This is a genomic window from Methylobacterium isbiliense, from assembly GCF_022179325.1.
Lineage (GTDB): Bacteria > Pseudomonadota > Alphaproteobacteria > Rhizobiales > Beijerinckiaceae > Methylobacterium > Methylobacterium isbiliense.
The window spans coordinates 28,009-42,906 of the sequence record NZ_BPQQ01000106.1 but is presented as its reverse complement, the minus strand read 5'-3'; the positions used below and the strand labels follow the sequence as shown (position 1 = coordinate 42,906).

18 protein-coding genes and 2 pseudogenes are annotated in these 14,898 nt (G+C 65.7%); 12 read left to right on the top strand and 8 right to left on the bottom strand.

The window, feature by feature from the left end; translation table 11 throughout:
• On the top strand, positions 1 to 846 hold an 846-nt coding region (locus tag MFF61_RS31265; RefSeq protein WP_238241581.1), incomplete at its 5' end, for an HAD-IC family P-type ATPase.
• Positions 847 to 941: 95 nt separating this feature from the next.
• Here the strand turns inward: MFF61_RS31265 and MFF61_RS31260 are convergent.
• From MFF61_RS31260 to MFF61_RS31250, 3 genes are all read right to left on the bottom strand, one after another.
• Complete coding sequence (locus MFF61_RS31260) at positions 942 to 1,271, bottom strand: copper-binding protein (RefSeq protein WP_238241585.1); 330 nt, start codon at positions 1,269 to 1,271, stop codon at positions 942 to 944.
• A 211-nt stretch (positions 1,272 to 1,482) separates the two neighbouring features.
• Entirely contained in the window at positions 1,483 to 1,731 is a 249-nt protein-coding gene (locus MFF61_RS31255) for a hypothetical protein (protein ID WP_238241580.1), read from the bottom strand.
• 204 nt (positions 1,732 to 1,935) lie between these two features.
• Positions 1,936 to 2,232, bottom strand: a complete 297-nt coding sequence (locus MFF61_RS31250) for a hypothetical protein (RefSeq protein ID WP_238241579.1) — start codon at positions 2,230 to 2,232, stop codon at positions 1,936 to 1,938.
• A gap of 126 nt (positions 2,233 to 2,358) precedes the next feature.
• Between MFF61_RS31250 and MFF61_RS31245 the strand changes: the two genes are divergently transcribed.
• The 8 genes and pseudogenes from MFF61_RS31245 to MFF61_RS31210 form a co-directional block, all read left to right on the top strand.
• Positions 2,359 to 3,021 carry a methyltransferase family protein gene (locus tag MFF61_RS31245; protein ID WP_238241578.1) on the top strand — a complete coding sequence of 221 codons (663 nt, stop codon included), beginning with the start codon at positions 2,359 to 2,361 and terminating at the stop codon, positions 3,019 to 3,021.
• Between the two features lie 24 nt (positions 3,022 to 3,045).
• On the top strand, positions 3,046 to 3,276 hold the full coding sequence (locus tag MFF61_RS31240) for a DUF2933 domain-containing protein (protein ID WP_238241577.1): 231 nt from the start codon (positions 3,046 to 3,048) through the stop codon (positions 3,274 to 3,276).
• 141 nt (positions 3,277 to 3,417) lie between these two features.
• Positions 3,418 to 3,633: a hypothetical protein gene (locus tag MFF61_RS31235; protein WP_238241576.1), complete on the top strand. Its 216-nt coding sequence runs from the start codon at positions 3,418 to 3,420 to the stop codon at positions 3,631 to 3,633.
• 63 nt (positions 3,634 to 3,696) lie between these two features.
• Positions 3,697 to 3,819, top strand: a pseudogene (locus MFF61_RS31230) (DUF411 domain-containing protein); the annotation flags it as partial.
• A complete protein-coding gene (locus MFF61_RS33960; RefSeq protein ID WP_283206059.1) occupies positions 3,814 to 4,185 on the top strand; it encodes a cation transporting ATPase C-terminal domain-containing protein in 372 nt (123 codons plus the stop codon). The pseudogene MFF61_RS31230 and the gene MFF61_RS33960, both read left to right, overlap by 6 nt.
• A 271-nt stretch (positions 4,186 to 4,456) precedes the next feature.
• Complete coding sequence (locus MFF61_RS31220; protein WP_238241575.1) at positions 4,457 to 5,941, top strand: methyl-accepting chemotaxis protein; 1,485 nt, start codon at positions 4,457 to 4,459, stop codon at positions 5,939 to 5,941.
• A 233-nt stretch (positions 5,942 to 6,174) separates the two neighbouring features.
• The gene (locus MFF61_RS31215; RefSeq protein ID WP_238241574.1) at positions 6,175 to 6,417 is read left to right on the top strand and encodes a hypothetical protein; all 243 of its coding nucleotides are present in this window, start codon (positions 6,175 to 6,177) and stop codon (positions 6,415 to 6,417) included.
• 117 nt (positions 6,418 to 6,534) lie between these two features.
• Positions 6,535 to 6,756: pseudogene (locus MFF61_RS31210) on the top strand (methyl-accepting chemotaxis protein); the annotation flags it as partial.
• Between the two features lie 344 nt (positions 6,757 to 7,100).
• Here MFF61_RS31210 and MFF61_RS31205 read toward each other — a convergent pair.
• Positions 7,101 to 7,382, bottom strand: a complete 282-nt coding sequence (locus MFF61_RS31205) for a hypothetical protein (RefSeq protein WP_238241573.1) — start codon at positions 7,380 to 7,382, stop codon at positions 7,101 to 7,103.
• A gap of 247 nt (positions 7,383 to 7,629) precedes the next feature.
• Here MFF61_RS31205 and MFF61_RS31200 point away from each other — a divergent pair, with 247 nt between their 5' ends.
• Entirely contained in the window at positions 7,630 to 7,869 is a 240-nt protein-coding gene (locus MFF61_RS31200) for a hypothetical protein (protein ID WP_238241572.1), read from the top strand.
• A gap of 25 nt (positions 7,870 to 7,894) precedes the next feature.
• Here MFF61_RS31200 and MFF61_RS31195 read toward each other — a convergent pair whose 3' ends face one another.
• From MFF61_RS31195 to MFF61_RS31180, 4 genes are all read right to left on the bottom strand, one after another.
• Positions 7,895 to 8,281 carry a response regulator transcription factor gene (locus tag MFF61_RS31195; protein WP_238241571.1) on the bottom strand — a complete coding sequence of 129 codons (387 nt, stop codon included), beginning with the start codon at positions 8,279 to 8,281 and terminating at the stop codon, positions 7,895 to 7,897.
• Between the two features lie 102 nt (positions 8,282 to 8,383).
• Entirely contained in the window at positions 8,384 to 9,004 is a 621-nt protein-coding gene (gene fixJ / locus MFF61_RS31190) for a response regulator FixJ (protein WP_238241570.1), read from the bottom strand.
• Entirely contained in the window at positions 8,991 to 10,565 is a 1,575-nt protein-coding gene (locus tag MFF61_RS31185) for a sensor histidine kinase (RefSeq protein WP_238241583.1), read from the bottom strand. Before MFF61_RS31185 ends, fixJ begins: the two co-directional genes overlap by 14 nt.
• Before the next feature lie 297 nt (positions 10,566 to 10,862).
• Positions 10,863 to 11,201, bottom strand: a complete 339-nt coding sequence (locus tag MFF61_RS31180) for a c-type cytochrome (protein WP_238241569.1) — start codon at positions 11,199 to 11,201, stop codon at positions 10,863 to 10,865.
• Between the two features lie 273 nt (positions 11,202 to 11,474).
• On the opposite strand from MFF61_RS31180, the gene MFF61_RS31175 reads away from it, so the two are divergent.
• Complete coding sequence (locus tag MFF61_RS31175) at positions 11,475 to 12,158, top strand: cyclic nucleotide-binding domain-containing protein (protein ID WP_238241568.1); 684 nt, start codon at positions 11,475 to 11,477, stop codon at positions 12,156 to 12,158.
• A gap of 1,243 nt (positions 12,159 to 13,401) precedes the next feature.
• A complete protein-coding gene (hmpA, locus tag MFF61_RS31170; RefSeq protein ID WP_238241567.1) occupies positions 13,402 to 14,640 on the top strand; it encodes an NO-inducible flavohemoprotein in 1,239 nt (412 codons plus the stop codon).
• Positions 14,641 to 14,898 lie beyond the last annotated feature (258 nt).

The window sequence follows — 14,898 nt, the reverse complement described above, 5'->3', positions numbered from 1 at the left end:
GCCAGCGTCGAGCGCGCCAGCGAGCATCCGCTGGCGGTGGCGATCGTCGCCGCGGCCGAGAAGCAGGGCCTCACCTTGGCGCCGGTCAGCGACTTCGACAGCCCGACCGGCCGGGGCGCGCTGGGCACTGTCGAGAGCCGGAAAATTCGGCTCGGCAATGCGAAATTCCTGGGCGAGGCCGGGATCCCGACGGCGGTGCTCGACCAGCAGGCGGACCGCCTGCGCCAGGACGGCGCCACGGCGATTTTCATGAGCGTGGATGACCGGGTGGCCGGCGCCATCGCGATCGCTGATCCGATCAAGGCCACCACGCCCGAAGCCCTGCAGGCCCTGCGTGCCGAAGGCATTCGCGTGGTCATGCTGACCGGCGACAATCGCACCACGGCTCAGGCGGTGGCGCGCGCACTCGGCATTGATGAGGTCGAGGCCGAGGTCCTGCCCGACCAGAAGAGCGCGGTGGTCAAAGCTCACCAGGCGCAGGGCCAAGTGGTTGCTATGGCCGGCGATGGCGTCAACGACGCCCCGGCGCTGGCTGCGGCAGACGTTGGCATCGCCATGGGCAGCGGCACGGACGTGGCCATCGAGAGCGCCGGGATCACCCTGCTCAAGGGCGACCTGAACGGGATCGTGCGTGCCCGTCGGCTGTCGCGCGCCACCATGAGCAACATCCGCCAGAACCTGTTCTTCGCGTTCATCTACAACGCTGCCGGCGTACCAGTGGCGGCCGGGGTGCTCTACCCGTCCCTCGGCATCTTGCTTTCGCCGATCATCGCCGCTGCGGCGATGGCGCTCTCGTCAGTCAGCGTGATCGGCAACGCTCTGCGCCTGCGTGCCGCTCGCCTCTGAGCGGGGCCGGCCAGCCGGTTGTCGAGCCACGCAAATAGCAGTGCCGCGGAAAGGCCCGCGGCACTGGCTTTTCCAATAGTCCGTGTCTCGCACGATCAGTGCTGCATCCTGACGTTCACGATCTTGACGGCACCGTCCACCTCAGCCGCCTGGATCTGAACCTTATCGCCGGGCTTGAGCATGCGGAGGTGTGCTGTGTCCTGAACCGGGAGGGTCATGGTCATCGCCGGCATGTTGATGCTCGGGATCGGAGGATGGGAAACGGTGAGCTGATTGGTGGTTAGGTCGACGGTGCGGACTTCCGAGGACACCCAGGGGCGCTCATTCGGATCCTTCTGTTTCGGCCGGAGCAGTTCAATCTGCCTGAGCCAGTCAACGCTGTTCATGTAGGCAAGCTGGGTTTGTGCCAGACTCGCCGGCGCCACCAGGAGCAAGCTACCAACAATCATTGCCGTTACACCACGCTTTTACAACAACATAGCAGCCTCCGTTCAAATATAGACTTTATAAATTGCCGACATGCGGCAGCCTTGATTTGGATCAAATGTGAACATTCAGCTCATGTCCGACTCAAATATTTTCTGCGCCTTCGACCTTGGCCTGTCGTGAGCTTGCCGCGGCCGGCGCGCGCTTCAGTCAACGTGCGCTGATGTCCTGTGCCAAAGCCACGACACTAATCGCCCAGACGATGGGCGGCATGATGAGCAGCCATCGGAAGTCCGAGTGGATCGCGAAGTTCACGATGCTCATCAGGAGCACCGATGCGATCCCGGCCAACGCCAGCAGCAGGAGCGCGGGCCGCGAGAACCCTTCGCGGCGGCCCTGCAGGAGCCCGAACCCAAGCAACACGCCGGCTGCGATAGCTTGGCCGCCGAGAACAGTCATCACCCAGCCCAGCCAAGCCACCAGCCCAGGGGCGAGCTGCCGGGCTTCCGCAAGTCCCAAACCGATCGCGCGCTCGTCTTCAGGCAGCAGGGATGGCCGCAGCAGAAGGAAGTACGCGCCCAGGGCGAGTTGATACGCTGTGCAGAGCCCGAGAGCGACAAGCCCGACTTGGCGTGCCCATGAGTGGCCTCCCGGCGCGCAAAGTCAGCGGTCAGCCAGCCGGTTGTAGACCGGCACGAACAGCATGGCCGTGAGCCACGCCGCGGCGGCACTGCCGAGGATGCCCTCGACCAGCGTGCGCAGCACGTTGTCGGGGTTCGTGGCAAACAGCCGGATCCAGGCATGTGAGCCGCCGCCCGCGGGCCAGACGAACGACAAAGCGAAGCAAACGACGAACAGCCCGACCAGTGCGCTGGTCAGGCCCCAGCCGGTCGCGACGAGGTTTAGAGGTGTGTTCAGCCCAGTGCCGGCGGATGTACGATCCGAAGTCAGCGTGGCCATGGAGACCTCCCGGTTCTGTATTCTGCCGGTGATCGTGCGCCTGACGGCCCACTTCTGGATTGATCTGCCTCAAGGCCGCTGGTGCCGGCGGCCGGCATGGTGCGGGGGTGACCGGAGCGCCCGCCCATGCATGACACTTCGTCCGCCTACGGCCTGTGGGGGTATGTGCTGGTCAACGCCGTGGTGTTCATCGCCTTCGCGTTCAGCTTCGCCAGGCCGAAGACCCCGCGGGACTGGCGCTCCTTCGGCGTGTTCAGCGCCTTCTTGGTTGCGCTGTTCGCCGAGATGTACGGGTTCCCGCTGACCATTTACGTGCTGTCCGGCTGGCTGCAGTCGCGCTTTCCCGGCATCGACTGGTTCTCACACGATGCCGGCCACCTGCTGGAGATGATCTTCGGCTGGAAGACCAATCCGCACTTCGGCCCCTTCCACGTGCTCAGCTCCGTGCTGATCGGGGCCGGGTTCTGGCTCACCGCCGCGGCCTGGAAGACCCTCTATGCGGCCCAGCGCGCCGACCAGCTCGCCACCACCGGCGCCTACGCCTACGTGCGCCATCCCCAGTACGTCGGCTTCGTGCTGGTGCTGCTCGGGTTCCTGGTTCAGTGGCCGACCCTACTGACGCTGGCGATGTTCCCCCTGCTGGTGGTCATGTACGTGCGCCTGGCGCGCAGCGAGGAGCGCGAGGCTCTGGCGCAGTTCGGCGAGACCTACCGGGCCTACATGGCTCGCGTCCCCGCCTTTGTGCCGCGCTGGGCTGCCCTGACCGGCCGGCCGGCGGCGCCGGCCTGATCCCTTCGTCCCAGGAGCCCATCCATGGACCACGCGCCCGCCAGCCAGCGCCCCCAGGGCAAGGTCACCGCTTTGGTCGCCTCACCGGGGGGACGGCTCGTCGCCGTCGCCCTCGCTGGGCTCGGTCTCTACCTGTTCATGACCCATACCGGACACGTCCTCAGCGCCCTGCCGTACCTGCTGCTGCTCGCCTGCCCGCTGATGCACCTGTTCATGCACCATGGGCACCGCCATGATGACCGGCGCGATGGCTGACATGGGCGGGATGATGGGCGGCATGGCCCTCATCGCCCTGCTCGCCTTCGTCTTCTTGGCGCTGGCGATCGCCGCCCTGCTCAAATACCTGTTGCAGCTCTAGGGTCTCGCCCTGCGGACGAGCCGCCACGGGAGAACGCCATGAAGACGCTGATCGCCGCCTCGACCGTCCTGATGCTGCTGAGCGCAGCACCGGCCATGGCCATGAGCTGCTGCGCTAGCGGCAAGAGCAAGGGCGCGATGATGTGCGGCAAGGGCGGCATGGCGATGAACCACGCCGGCATGCGGAGCATGAGAGGCAAAAAGGGCGGCTGCTGCTGTGAGGGCATGGCTGGCAATATGAGCCGCCGGGGCTGACGCCCGATTTTCACGTCAGGAGCGCCGTGATGCCCCCTCGATGCACACCGAGCCGCCGCGGCGTCCTCCTTCCACACCGCGCAGGTTGGTGGGTACGTCATCGAGGGTCACGTCCCGGCCGACGCGATCAAGCGCCTGCTGGTTGTGAAGCCCGCGGCCATCGGCTTGGCCGTGTCGGGCATGCCGACCGAGGCTCTGACGAGCAGGGCCACAAGATCCTACTACCCCGAGGTCGGCTGGCTGCGCTCGAAGCACCTATGGAACGCTCCAGCGCGGCTGAAGCATAATGTCCAGAAAACGACCGCTTTCCTCGCACCTCAACTCGGCCTGCCCGACCCGCTTGCGCCGATCCAGATCCTCTGGGTGGCGATGATCATGGACGGCCCGCCCGCTGTGGCGCTCGGCTTCGATGTTCCCCGCCCGGGGCTGATGCAGGAGCCGCCGCGCGACCCGAAGGAGCAGATCCTATCAGGCCGGCGGCTCGCCAGCGTCCTCGGGTTTGGGGCGGTCATGGCGGCTGTGTCCGCCGTCGGCACCCGTGAGACAGAGTGAGGCCCTAGCCCGCGAGTTGGACGCCGACATAGGCATCGAGTATCCGCCGGAACGACTCGGGTTCAGCCTTTCTACCCTTCTAGCATGGCCATTAGTTTTAGATCTTCGGTTGAAGTATTAGTTGATGGCTTATGCCGAATGGCCTAATCATGATAATCACAGATAAATCGTGCTGCATAGGTCTGTGTTTCGTCGAATAGATTGATGATAATTTAAGACATTGCCTCTACCTTATTTCTATGAATGCTCGTGAAGCGGCGGAATCGGGCGAATGACAATGCTTCTGTCTAATAAAGAACTCAAAGCAAAGTTGCATGCGCTTGATTGCTCTCAGGCATTGATTGAGTTCGACATCTACGGCAAAGTCGTCACCGCTAACGCTAACTTTTTGGCCGCCGTGGGCTATCGCTTGGAGGAGATCCAGGGACAGCACCACTCCATGTTCGTCGACCCCGCCGAGCGTGAGAGCGTGGCTTACCGCGAGTTCTGGACGGCGCTACGCCGAGGCGAGCCACAGGTTGCCGAGTACCGACGCATCGGCAAGGGTGGGCGCGAGGTCTGGATCCAGGCCAGCTACAACCCGCTCGTGGGCCGCAACGGCAAGCCTTACGGCGTGTTCAAGTGTGCCACCGACATCACTGCCCAGAAGCTGCGCAACGCCGACTTCGAGGGCAAGCTGAACGCGCTGGAGCGTTCGCAGGGCATCATCGAGTTCGGGCTCGACGGCACCATCATCACCGCCAACGCCAACTTCCTGGCTGTAGTCGGATATGGTCTCGATGAAGTGAAGGGCAAGCACCACTCGATCTTCGTGGATGCAGCCGAGCATGAGAGCGCCGCTTACCGCGAGTTCTGGGAGGCGCTACGCCGCGGCGAGTTCCAGCACGCCGAGTACAAGCGACTGGGCAAGGGCGGCCGCACGGTCTGGATCCAGGCGACCTACAACCCTGTCTTCGACGCCGCCGGCCGCCTGATGAAGGTGGTCAAGTTCGCCACCGACACCACCAAAGTGGTCGAGGAACGACTGCGCCGCGCGGAACTGCATCGCGGCATCGACCGCGACCTTGACAGCATCGCCGCCTCCATTTCGCTGGCGTCCCAGCAGGCGGTTGGCGCGGCGAGCGCGGCCGAGCAGGCATCCGGGAACACCCAGAGTGTCGCGGCCGGCGCCGAGGAACTCGCAGCCTCGGTGGGTGAGATCAGCCAGCAGGTCAACCGGGCTCTGCAGATCACTGGACGCGCGGTCGAGCAGGCGAACGCCACCTCGACTGTGGTGGCCGGGCTCGCCGCGGCGGCCAAGCGTATTGGGGAGATCGTGGAGCTGATCGATGAGATCGCTTCACAGACCAACCTGCTGGCGCTCAACGCTACCATCGAGGCGGCCCGCGCCGGTGAGGCCGGCAAGGGTTTCGCCGTGGTCGCCGCCGAGGTGAAGAGCCTAGCCGCCCAGACCGCCAAGGCGACCGAGAGCATTGGTAGCCAGATCGCCGAGACGCAAGCTGCCGCAAACCAAGCCGCTGTCGCTATCTCGGGCATCGGCGAGACCATCGGTCAAGTGAACGAGATCTCCTCGGCCATTTCGACTGCCATCGAGCAGCAGGCCGCCGTCGCGCAGGAGATGTCGGTCAACATGCAGGCGATGACGGGCGCAGTCACCGAGATCAGCCGGAACGTCGCCCTGATCGCGTCATCGACTCAGGAGGTCCATGCCTCAACCCGGTTGGTTCGTGATGCTTCCCGAAGCATGGCAGCCTGAGGAGCTTGTATCCAATCGTCTACAGCAGCGGTTGGGCGACCGTTGGCCAAAAACCTGCGCCTGATGCATGATCGTACTGTCTCCTCTAGGTAATACTCATGCGGACAGAGCGGCCACGCATGGCTCACGCAAATCGGGGTTTGAGAGCGCTGAGTGACCTCCTAAAATGACCTCCGTGGCTGCCGGTGAAGCTAGGTGCTGTGTCGATCCCTATCTGTCCGAGCAGCGGCTATATGCCATTCGTCGCGCTCGGCTTCGACAACGACCAAGTGAGCTTGAAGCTCCTTAATCATGGCATGCAGCTCGCCGGCATCGACAGCCAGTTCCACGCACTGCTCCTGCGCCTCGGCGAGTGCGAACCGAAGCTCGGCGTTCTCGACAGCGAGGGCGAGCAGATCGGTCTCAGCGCTCATACATGGTCCGGCCCTGGCTCGGATCAGGCCAAGCCGCATCGCAGCAGCGAGCGGCGACTATAGCAGGTCAGGACGCAGTCGTCGCTCTCGCCGGTTCGGGAGACCCTTGTTCGGCTCGCGGGTAAAGTCGATCAGCGCGGTCAACGAAACGTAGCGCTTGGGTAGCTGCGCACCAAGGAGGTCCTGGCGATCCATTTCGACTGGGAGCCGCAGGCCCGCGCCATCGTGTCGGGCGTGCGGGTCGCGCCAGAGGACCGGGATCGCACCCGCGTGCTCCTGATCGATGCCGGCGGCCGGGTGCTCGCCGCCTCGGATGGGCGCGGCGCGCTCACGGAGACGCTGCACCTCGGCCCAGGTCAGCGCACGGGCGGCTTCACCATCGACGCGCGCACCGGCACGGTCAGGAGCCGGTGCCGGAGATAGCACTCGCGCAGGTACAGCCAGACGCGCTCGGCTTCGGCAGCCCCGTCCAGTTCGAGAGGCGGGGCACCTGTTCAACCGCTCTCCACTAAGCCGAAGCAAGTCCACCATTTGCTTACAACACAAATCGTTGGAGCCTTGATCGGCAGAATAGGGCAGGTTCTATCGGAGCGCAGATCCCTCAGCGTCACTCGCACTTTCCCGCCCGTGGGCCTGCAGGCGACATCCGATCGGCTCGACTGAAGCACGTGCCTCAGGAAGGTGAGCTCCTCAGCCGCCTCGGTGAGGAGCGATGCATTCGGAAACATCATAGCCGCTCGGCCTTCTCACCGTGAGTACGGAGAAGCCAGGACCACCCGCACGCGGCCGCGGGTCCCGTCACCGCCGGTCATCGGCCCGACCTGCAGGGTGGACTGCTGGGCAGCCTCCGCCATCCTGGCGCGGATCACCTGCTCCGATTGTCGCGCCGCCTGTTCCACACGCGCCTGCACCGCGTCATCCGAGTAGGCGATCCGAATGCCAGGATCTGCAGCGGCAAAGATCGCGGTCGCTCCGAGCGCCGCTTTCAATGCGAAGATTGCGAGGCGGGAGTGCTTCAAGATCGTCATCGCTCGTGCTCCCTGGGCTTGCGTGGGCAGTGAGCACGATGCGCCCATGACCTGCTGGGGTGAGCCAGCTGACTTGATTACAGATCACTCCTCAGCCTGAAAATTCCGCGGCATTCCTTAAGGGTTTTTACATAGGTCCCGTGCCGCGCATCTCTATGCCGACCAGGGAGCCCGCTGGATTCGTTTGCGCTGGATCAATGAGCGGCGGGCTCCGGGCTGCTCGAATAGCCTAGCCAGGGAGGCCGCCATGCCGAAACGCGACCAGCTACGCGACGCCTACAACGTGTTTCTGCGCAAGCATAAGCCTGGCGTGTGCTGCGCCGTCCGCGAGGACACGCCGGTGCCGGCCTTCCTCAGCCCAGAGAATTGGTCCTACAGCTACACGGCCCGCAGCCGGGCGGACCTGCCGGTCGGCTTTCAGCCCTGCGCTGCCCATGAGGCAGCCAACCGATTAGGCTTCTACCTCTTCCAGGACATCGGCGCTTGATCGGCGACGTGGGCCGGCGCCGCAATCACTCAGGACTGCGCGCCTCGCCGGGAGCCGGGCCAGCGCCCGTCCGAGCGGCCTCGATCGCGGCGAGGAGATCCTGCGAGAGTGGCTTCTCGATCAGCGGCAGGCCTGCCGCTCGGGCCCGCCCCCGGATCGCGGGGCTCGGATGGCCGGTAGTGAGAACGACGGGGGCGTTGATGCCGAGGTCGCGCAAGTGGCGGGCTACCTCCAGGCCATTCAGACCCGGCATCACGCAGTCGAGCACCACGCAGCTCGGCACCGGGCCGGGGAAGGCCGACAGCAAGGCCGCCCCGCTCCGGAACGCGGCGACCGTGTAGCCCTCGCTCTCCAGCAGGAATTGGAGCGCGCTCAGGCCGGCCGGGTCGTCGTCCGCGATGTAGATGGGCACGAGTTTCGTCCTTGGTGGCGGGTCAGCGGCGCACGCCGCATCAGCATCCATGCGCGAGACGAACAGATTGCCCTGCCGCTCGGCGGGAAGCCTTGATCTCACTCAACCGCGCGCGAGGCCCGCCAGCACCGCCCAGCGCACCAGCTCGGACAGGTTGCCCGCCTGCGTCTTGGTCATCAGCTTGGCGCGGTAGATCTCGACCGTGCGCGGGCTGATGTCGAGCGTGCGACCGATCTCCTTGCTGGTGCCGCCCGCGACCAGGTGGTCCAGGACCTGCCGCTCGCGCTCGCTCAGCGTCCCAACCCGGCGGACGAACTCCCGCAGCGTGGGATCCTCCGCCTCTGCCGGTCCGCCCCGCTCCAGGGCGGAGTTCACCGCCTGCAGAAGCACCTCGTCGTCGAACGGCTTCTCGATGAAGTCGCAGGCTCCGAGCTTCATCGCCTCCACCGCCAGCGGCACGTCACCCTGCCCGGTCATCATGATCACCGGGAGCGCGTGCCCGCCCGCTCTGAGGCGGCGCAGCAGAGCCAGCCCGTCCAGTCCGGGCATGCGGATGTCGGACAGGATGCAGCCGGTCGTCAGTTCCGGCAGCGCGGCGAGCACTGGCTCCGCGCCATCGTAGACCTTGACCGTGAACCCCGCGGTCTCAAGCAGGAACGCCACCGCGTCCCGCATCGCCGGGTCGTCGTCAACGACGTGCACCCGCGGGCTAGCCGGCATCATCGATCACCTCCCCCTCGCTCACGGCCGGCAGCGCCAACCGGAACGTCGCCCCCCCGACCCTGTTGCGCTCGACCGTGAGGTGCCCACCGTGGGCCTCCGCGATGGTCCGGCAGATCGAGAGGCCCACGCCCATCCCCGTCGGCTTGGTGGTCACGAAGGGCTGGAACAGCTTGCCGGCGATCTCGTCCGAGATGCCCGGTCCGGTATCCGACACCACGATCTCGATCATCGCCTGGGTAACGGGCCTCGCCTCGATGATCAGCTCGCGCCGCTCGCTCGCCTGCATGGCCTCACGCGCGTTGCGCACCAGGTTGACCAGGATCTGCTGGACCTGCACCCGGTCGGCCAGCACGGAGCGGGCCCGCGGGTCCAAGCGGACGTGGGCCACGATGCCCTGCTCGCGCGCGCCCACCAGCGCCAGTGCGCTGGCCTCCTCAATCAGCCGCGAGACGGGTTCGACGTGCTTCTCCGTCTCGCCGCGGGAGATGAAGTCGCGCAGGCGCCGGATGATCTGCCCGGCCCGCAGCGCCTGCTCGGCCAGTTTGTCGAGGGCCTGCTTGGCCTCCGCCGGGACGGCCGCACCGGGCCGGTCCAGCAGCCGGCGGCAACCCTTGGCATAGCTGCTGATCGCCCCGAGCGGCTGGTTCAACTCGTGCGCGAGGGCGGCGGCCATCTCGCCCATCGCGCTCAGGCGGGAGACCTGGGCGAGCTCGGCCTGGAGTTCCTGCAGCTGAGCCTGGGTCTGCAGCCGATCGGTCAGGTCGTTGATGAAGCCGGTGAAGAAGACCCGGTCCCCCGAGCGCATCTCGCCGATGGCGAGGTCCATCGGGAAGGTCGAGCCGTCCTTGCGCAGGCCGGTCACGACCCGTCCGACGCCGATGATGCGGCGCTCTCGCGTCCTGCGGTAGCGGTCCAAGTAACCGTCGTGCTCGCTCCGCATGGGTTCTGGCATCAGCATCTTGACGTTCTGGCCAATGGCCTCATCCGCCGCGTAGCCGAACAGGCGCTCGGCCGTTGCGCTGAACAAGTGCATGATGCCGCCCTCGTCGATGACCACCATGGCCTCCGGGACGGTGTCGAGGATCGAGCGCAGGTGTGCCTCGCGCGCGCGAAGCTCCGCCTCGGTTCGTTTCTGTTCTTCCTGAGCCCGCTTCTGGGCGTCGATGCTGAACATGACACCCCGATGGCGGACCGGCCGGCCGGCCGGGTCGAGTTCGACCTGCCCCTGCGAGCGCATCCACCGGGTTTGCCCGTCCGGGTGCACGACGTGGAAGTCTACCTCGTAAGTCCCGCCCTGCTGGAGCGCGTGCCGGATGGCCTCGGCCCTGGCTTGGCGGTCGTCGGGGCGGACGAGCTCCTGCAGGGCGGCGAGGCAGGTCAGCCGCTCGGCCGGGGCCCCGAAGAGCCGAGCGCAGGTCGCGGAGATCGCGACCTTGCCCGTCGCGGGGTCGAGTGACCACGTGCCGATCCCCGCCACGTCGAGCGTGTCGCGGAGCTCCTCGCTCGACAAGGAGGGTTCGCTCCCTGAGGTCGTGCTGGTCTGATCGGCGGAAAGGGGCATCGGCGAGCAGAGGTTAGGCAGATCCGTGCAGCGGGCCGGGGCACCGGGCGGGGCCGTGCAACCTACATTATCCTCAGACGGAAAGAAGCAATTTCGGGTTATGAGCTGGGGAGCCGGCGCAGTAATGGCGGTCAATTCCTGGATCAGCCGCGGGGTGTGGGCTGCCTGACGACGTGGCGGGGGCGGGATGGGCTGCGCGTCGTCCACGATGCTGGTGCGACCACCGAGATAACGCGAGAACGAGACCTCTGCGTTCGCCCTAGGTTCTCCTCATCACGTATCGCCGGGCCGAGCGGCTCAGCGTTCCAGGCTGGCGAGGTAGCGGATGACATCCTCCACCTGGCCCGGGTCGAGCTGGAACTCCGGCATGCTCGGGTGCCCCGTCCGGATGCCCTCGGCCAGCGACTCGGCAAGGTCCGTGACGGGATAGCGGGTGTGGAGGTCACGGAAGCGCGGCGCCTGGGCCAGCGGGCTCTCGCCCGTGCGCCCGACCGCATGGCAGCCGGCACAATGGGCTTGGACGAAGGTGCGCCCGCGCGTCACGTGGGGATCCTCGGCCGCCTCGGCTTGCCCCGCGCTGAGGGTCAGGACCGCGAGGAGCCCGGCCCCGGCCAGGGTTGAGGTGGAACAGCGCATGAAGGTCTCCTGCGGACCGCCAGATCGCGGCCGATTTTCCGAGAACCTCCTGCCGGTGCAAGCCTCGGCCGCCAACCCCCGGCAGGGAGCCGGGGGTTGCGAGCCAGCCGAGCGGCTTCCTTGCGTCCGGCCTCGGAGCGAGGTGCGCCGGAAGGGCACCCTTCGCCTCCGTAGATGCCCTTAGGTGCTTGCGCTTAAGAGACCGCCCGGAATGTCGCGGCGCCCGCTTTCGGGTCACTCGTCTCCCATCCGATCAGGACGAGGACAGGACCGATGGCACTCGATACCGCATCCCTGCGCTCCCGCGCGGTCGAGAGCATCCCCTCTCCGAGCCTGCACGAGGGCGGCCTCTTCGCCGGCTGCCCCGAGCTCGTCGGGTCGCCGTTCGCTTACGCCCGCGACGAGGAGATCTACGGTGAGGGCGAGGAGGCGGAGTTCGTCTACCGGGTGACGAGCGGTGCGGTGCGCACCTACAAGATCCTGGGTGACGGACGGCGCCAGATCACCGGCTTCCATCTGCCCGGCGACCTGTTCGGCTTCGAGCCGGGCGAGGTCCACACCCACACGGCCGAGGCGATCAGCGAGACCAAGGTCCTGATGGTCCGCCGCCGTCAGGTCGCGCGGGCCGCGGCCACCCGGGCCGAGGTTGCCTGCCAGCTCTGGAGCGTGGCGGCGAGCGGCCTGCGCCACGCGCAGGACCACATGTTGCTGCTCGGGCGTCGCTCCGCCGTCGAGCGTGTCGCCGCCTTCCTGATGGACGTTGATGACCGCCTCGGCGCCACCGGCACCTTCGACCTGCCGATGACCCGGCGCGACATCGCCGACTATCTCGGGCTCACCCTGGAGACCGTGTCGCGCACCGTCACGCAACTGGAGAGCGACGGGGCCCTGCTGCGCGCCGGTGGCCGGCGAGTCAGCCTGCGCCGCGGCCGGATGCGACGCGCGATCGAGGCTTGAGGCGGATCCGGCCGCCCGCTGAGGCCGCCGGCCGGGCAGAACGTCGTCCTTGCGCTGCACCAAGGCCCGCCTCGGCGGGCCGAGCACTGTCACCCCATCCCACTTACCGAACGACGGAAGAGACACGATGACCGACGAGGGCCGTGATATCGGCACAGACGCAATGGGCAGGAGATGAACCATCATCGAGGGGTGGGCGTTTGGTGAGCTCGGCCGGATCGAGGAAGCCGACTTGGTATGGGTCGATCCGCGCAAGCCGCTGCTACAACCGCGAACACCCGGCAGCGGGCCGCTGATATCTCCCCGTGATCGCGAGGCTGATGATGACCGCCTCAGGCAGCTTGATGCGGCCGCGACGAGCCGATACCCAGGCAGTCACCTTGAGTGATTAAAGTCTGCTCACCACCGAGGCTGTGTGAAAACGTTGAAGCGGTAGAAGGATTTTCCCTCGGACGTTCTGGGCAATGCCGGAACAGGCGTCCTGTCGGACTACTGGGCGGCTTGTGGCGGCCCGGAGTTTCTGTCGAATAGAAGACTCTTCTATATTTTCGGCCTGCGCCCGCGTTTTCACACAGCCTCCACCCCGAGTGGCCATTCCGCTGCTCAGCAGATCTGTAGGGAAAACGACCGATTCCTGACGGCCGCGGTAGCTGCGTTCACTGACCCGCTTGACGCGTGAGACCTGCGAGCCAACCGGTGGCAGGGAACTGTGTCAGGAAATCAAATGTCGGGAAAACCCTTGCTACCGGACATTCCCGACATCTGTTGCGAGGGCCCGCTTAGGGTCACGACCTGACATGCTGACGGCAGTGGGCTGACACCGGCTCGATCGTTGCGCTAAATCAAAGCTGCGCCGATCGCGCGGCCTGAAGTTTACACGTCCCGACGTGCCGGGAGCCTGCGTGATGCGAAAACCTCTTCATCTGCCACAAGGTCATTATCGCCCGTGCGGGCCATGATCACTGACCGTTATCGCAACGGTCGCTGCTTGCCCCCGTTCGGACATGTTCGTGCTGAGCGGGGTAAGCGCCTTCTGCTGTCGCCTGAGACTGCGTGATGATGGTTCCACTATCACCGAGTCATGGACTTGGCAGATCAAGGAAAGCGATACAGCGAGCCATCTCAAAATCTCCGCACTTGATGCCATTTCGCAGATTTGCTGAAAATAGCACGCCAACAGAGCGTCACAACGCATCATATCTTGGCAACGTCATACTCGAAAATACAGCAGTGAGATCAGCCCATGAGTGCGTCTCTGAGCAATACGACCATCCAGCTCGTCAAGGCGACGGTTCCCGCCCTCCAGCAGTACGGATTTGCCATCACGCGGCGCATGTACGAGCGGATGTTCCAGAACACCGACATCCGCGACCTCTTCAACCAGTCCCACCATGGTGAGACCGGGTCGCAGCCCAAGGCACTAGCCCAGGCGGTGCTCGCCTACGCTCATAACATCGACAACCTCGGGGCCCTTGCTCCGGCTGTCGAGCGCATTGCGCAGAAGCATGTCGGGCTCAACATCCTGCCCGAACATTACCCGCACGTGGCCGATGCGCTCCTGGGAGCCATCAAGGACGTGCTGGGCGAGGCCGCGACCGACGAGATCCTAGCCGCCTGGGGCGAGGCCTACTGGTTCCTTGCCCACGTTCTGATCGGGCGTGAGACCACGATCTATACCAGCCTGGCTTCGGCTCCTGGCGGCTGGAAGGGTTGGCGCAACTTCAAGATCGACAGCAGGACGCGCGAGAGCGAAGTCATCACGTCCTTCATCCTGCGCCCGGAGGACGGCGGGCGCGTCCTGCGGCACCAGCCTGGGCAGTACCTGACCTTCTGGATCGACATCCCAGGCCAGCACCCGCTGAAGCGCAACTACAGCATCTCCAGTCCCCCCAGCGAGGAGGCCTATCGGATCTCGGTCAAACGCGAGCCGAACGGCGTAGCGTCCAATTGGCTGCACGACCAAGCACGGGAGGGACAGATCCTGAGAGTGGCGCCGCCGGCGGGTGAGTTCTTCCTCAACGAGGAGTCGCCGCGGCCGGTCGTCCTCTTGAGCGGCGGTGTCGGCTTGACGCCCATGATGAGCATGCTGGAATTCATCGCGAGCCAACACCCGAACGTTCCGGTTCAGTACGTGCACGGCACCATGAATGGCGCGACGCACGCGATGAAGGAGCATGTGCGGTCCCTGGCACAGGCTCACCGGAACATCATGGCCACAACCTTCTACGTCGAGCCACGGGCGGAGGACCGCCAGGGGCAGGACTATGATCATGCGGGTTTGATCAGCGTGGACTGGCTTGCGGCGAACACGCCGCTTGGCGAGGCGGACTTCTACCTGTGCGGACCACGCCCGTTCCTGCGAGCCTTCGTCGGCGGTCTCGCGCTTGCTGGCGTGCGATCGGACCGCATTCATTACGAGTTCTTCGGTCCCGCCGACGAGTTGCTGGCTGCCTGGGCAGGCCGGCCAGCCTCGTGTGGTTAGCCGACGACCGGGCGATCTACTCCGCCCGATGATCGCCCTTGGAACAGAAAGATCGCGCTTCCTCCGGAGCTTCGATCCGGGCTGCCGGAATGGCCGCTCGTTCCCCCGGCGGCGGACACCGCTACGGCACCCAGACCACAGACTCCGTGTCCCGTTCGCGAATGGCTGGATACTGTGGCGAAGTCGGCGATTATGCGGGGATGGCAGAGTGCGAGCCAACTACGCTGCCCAGCGCTCCGAACTCGCCAAGACCATCAG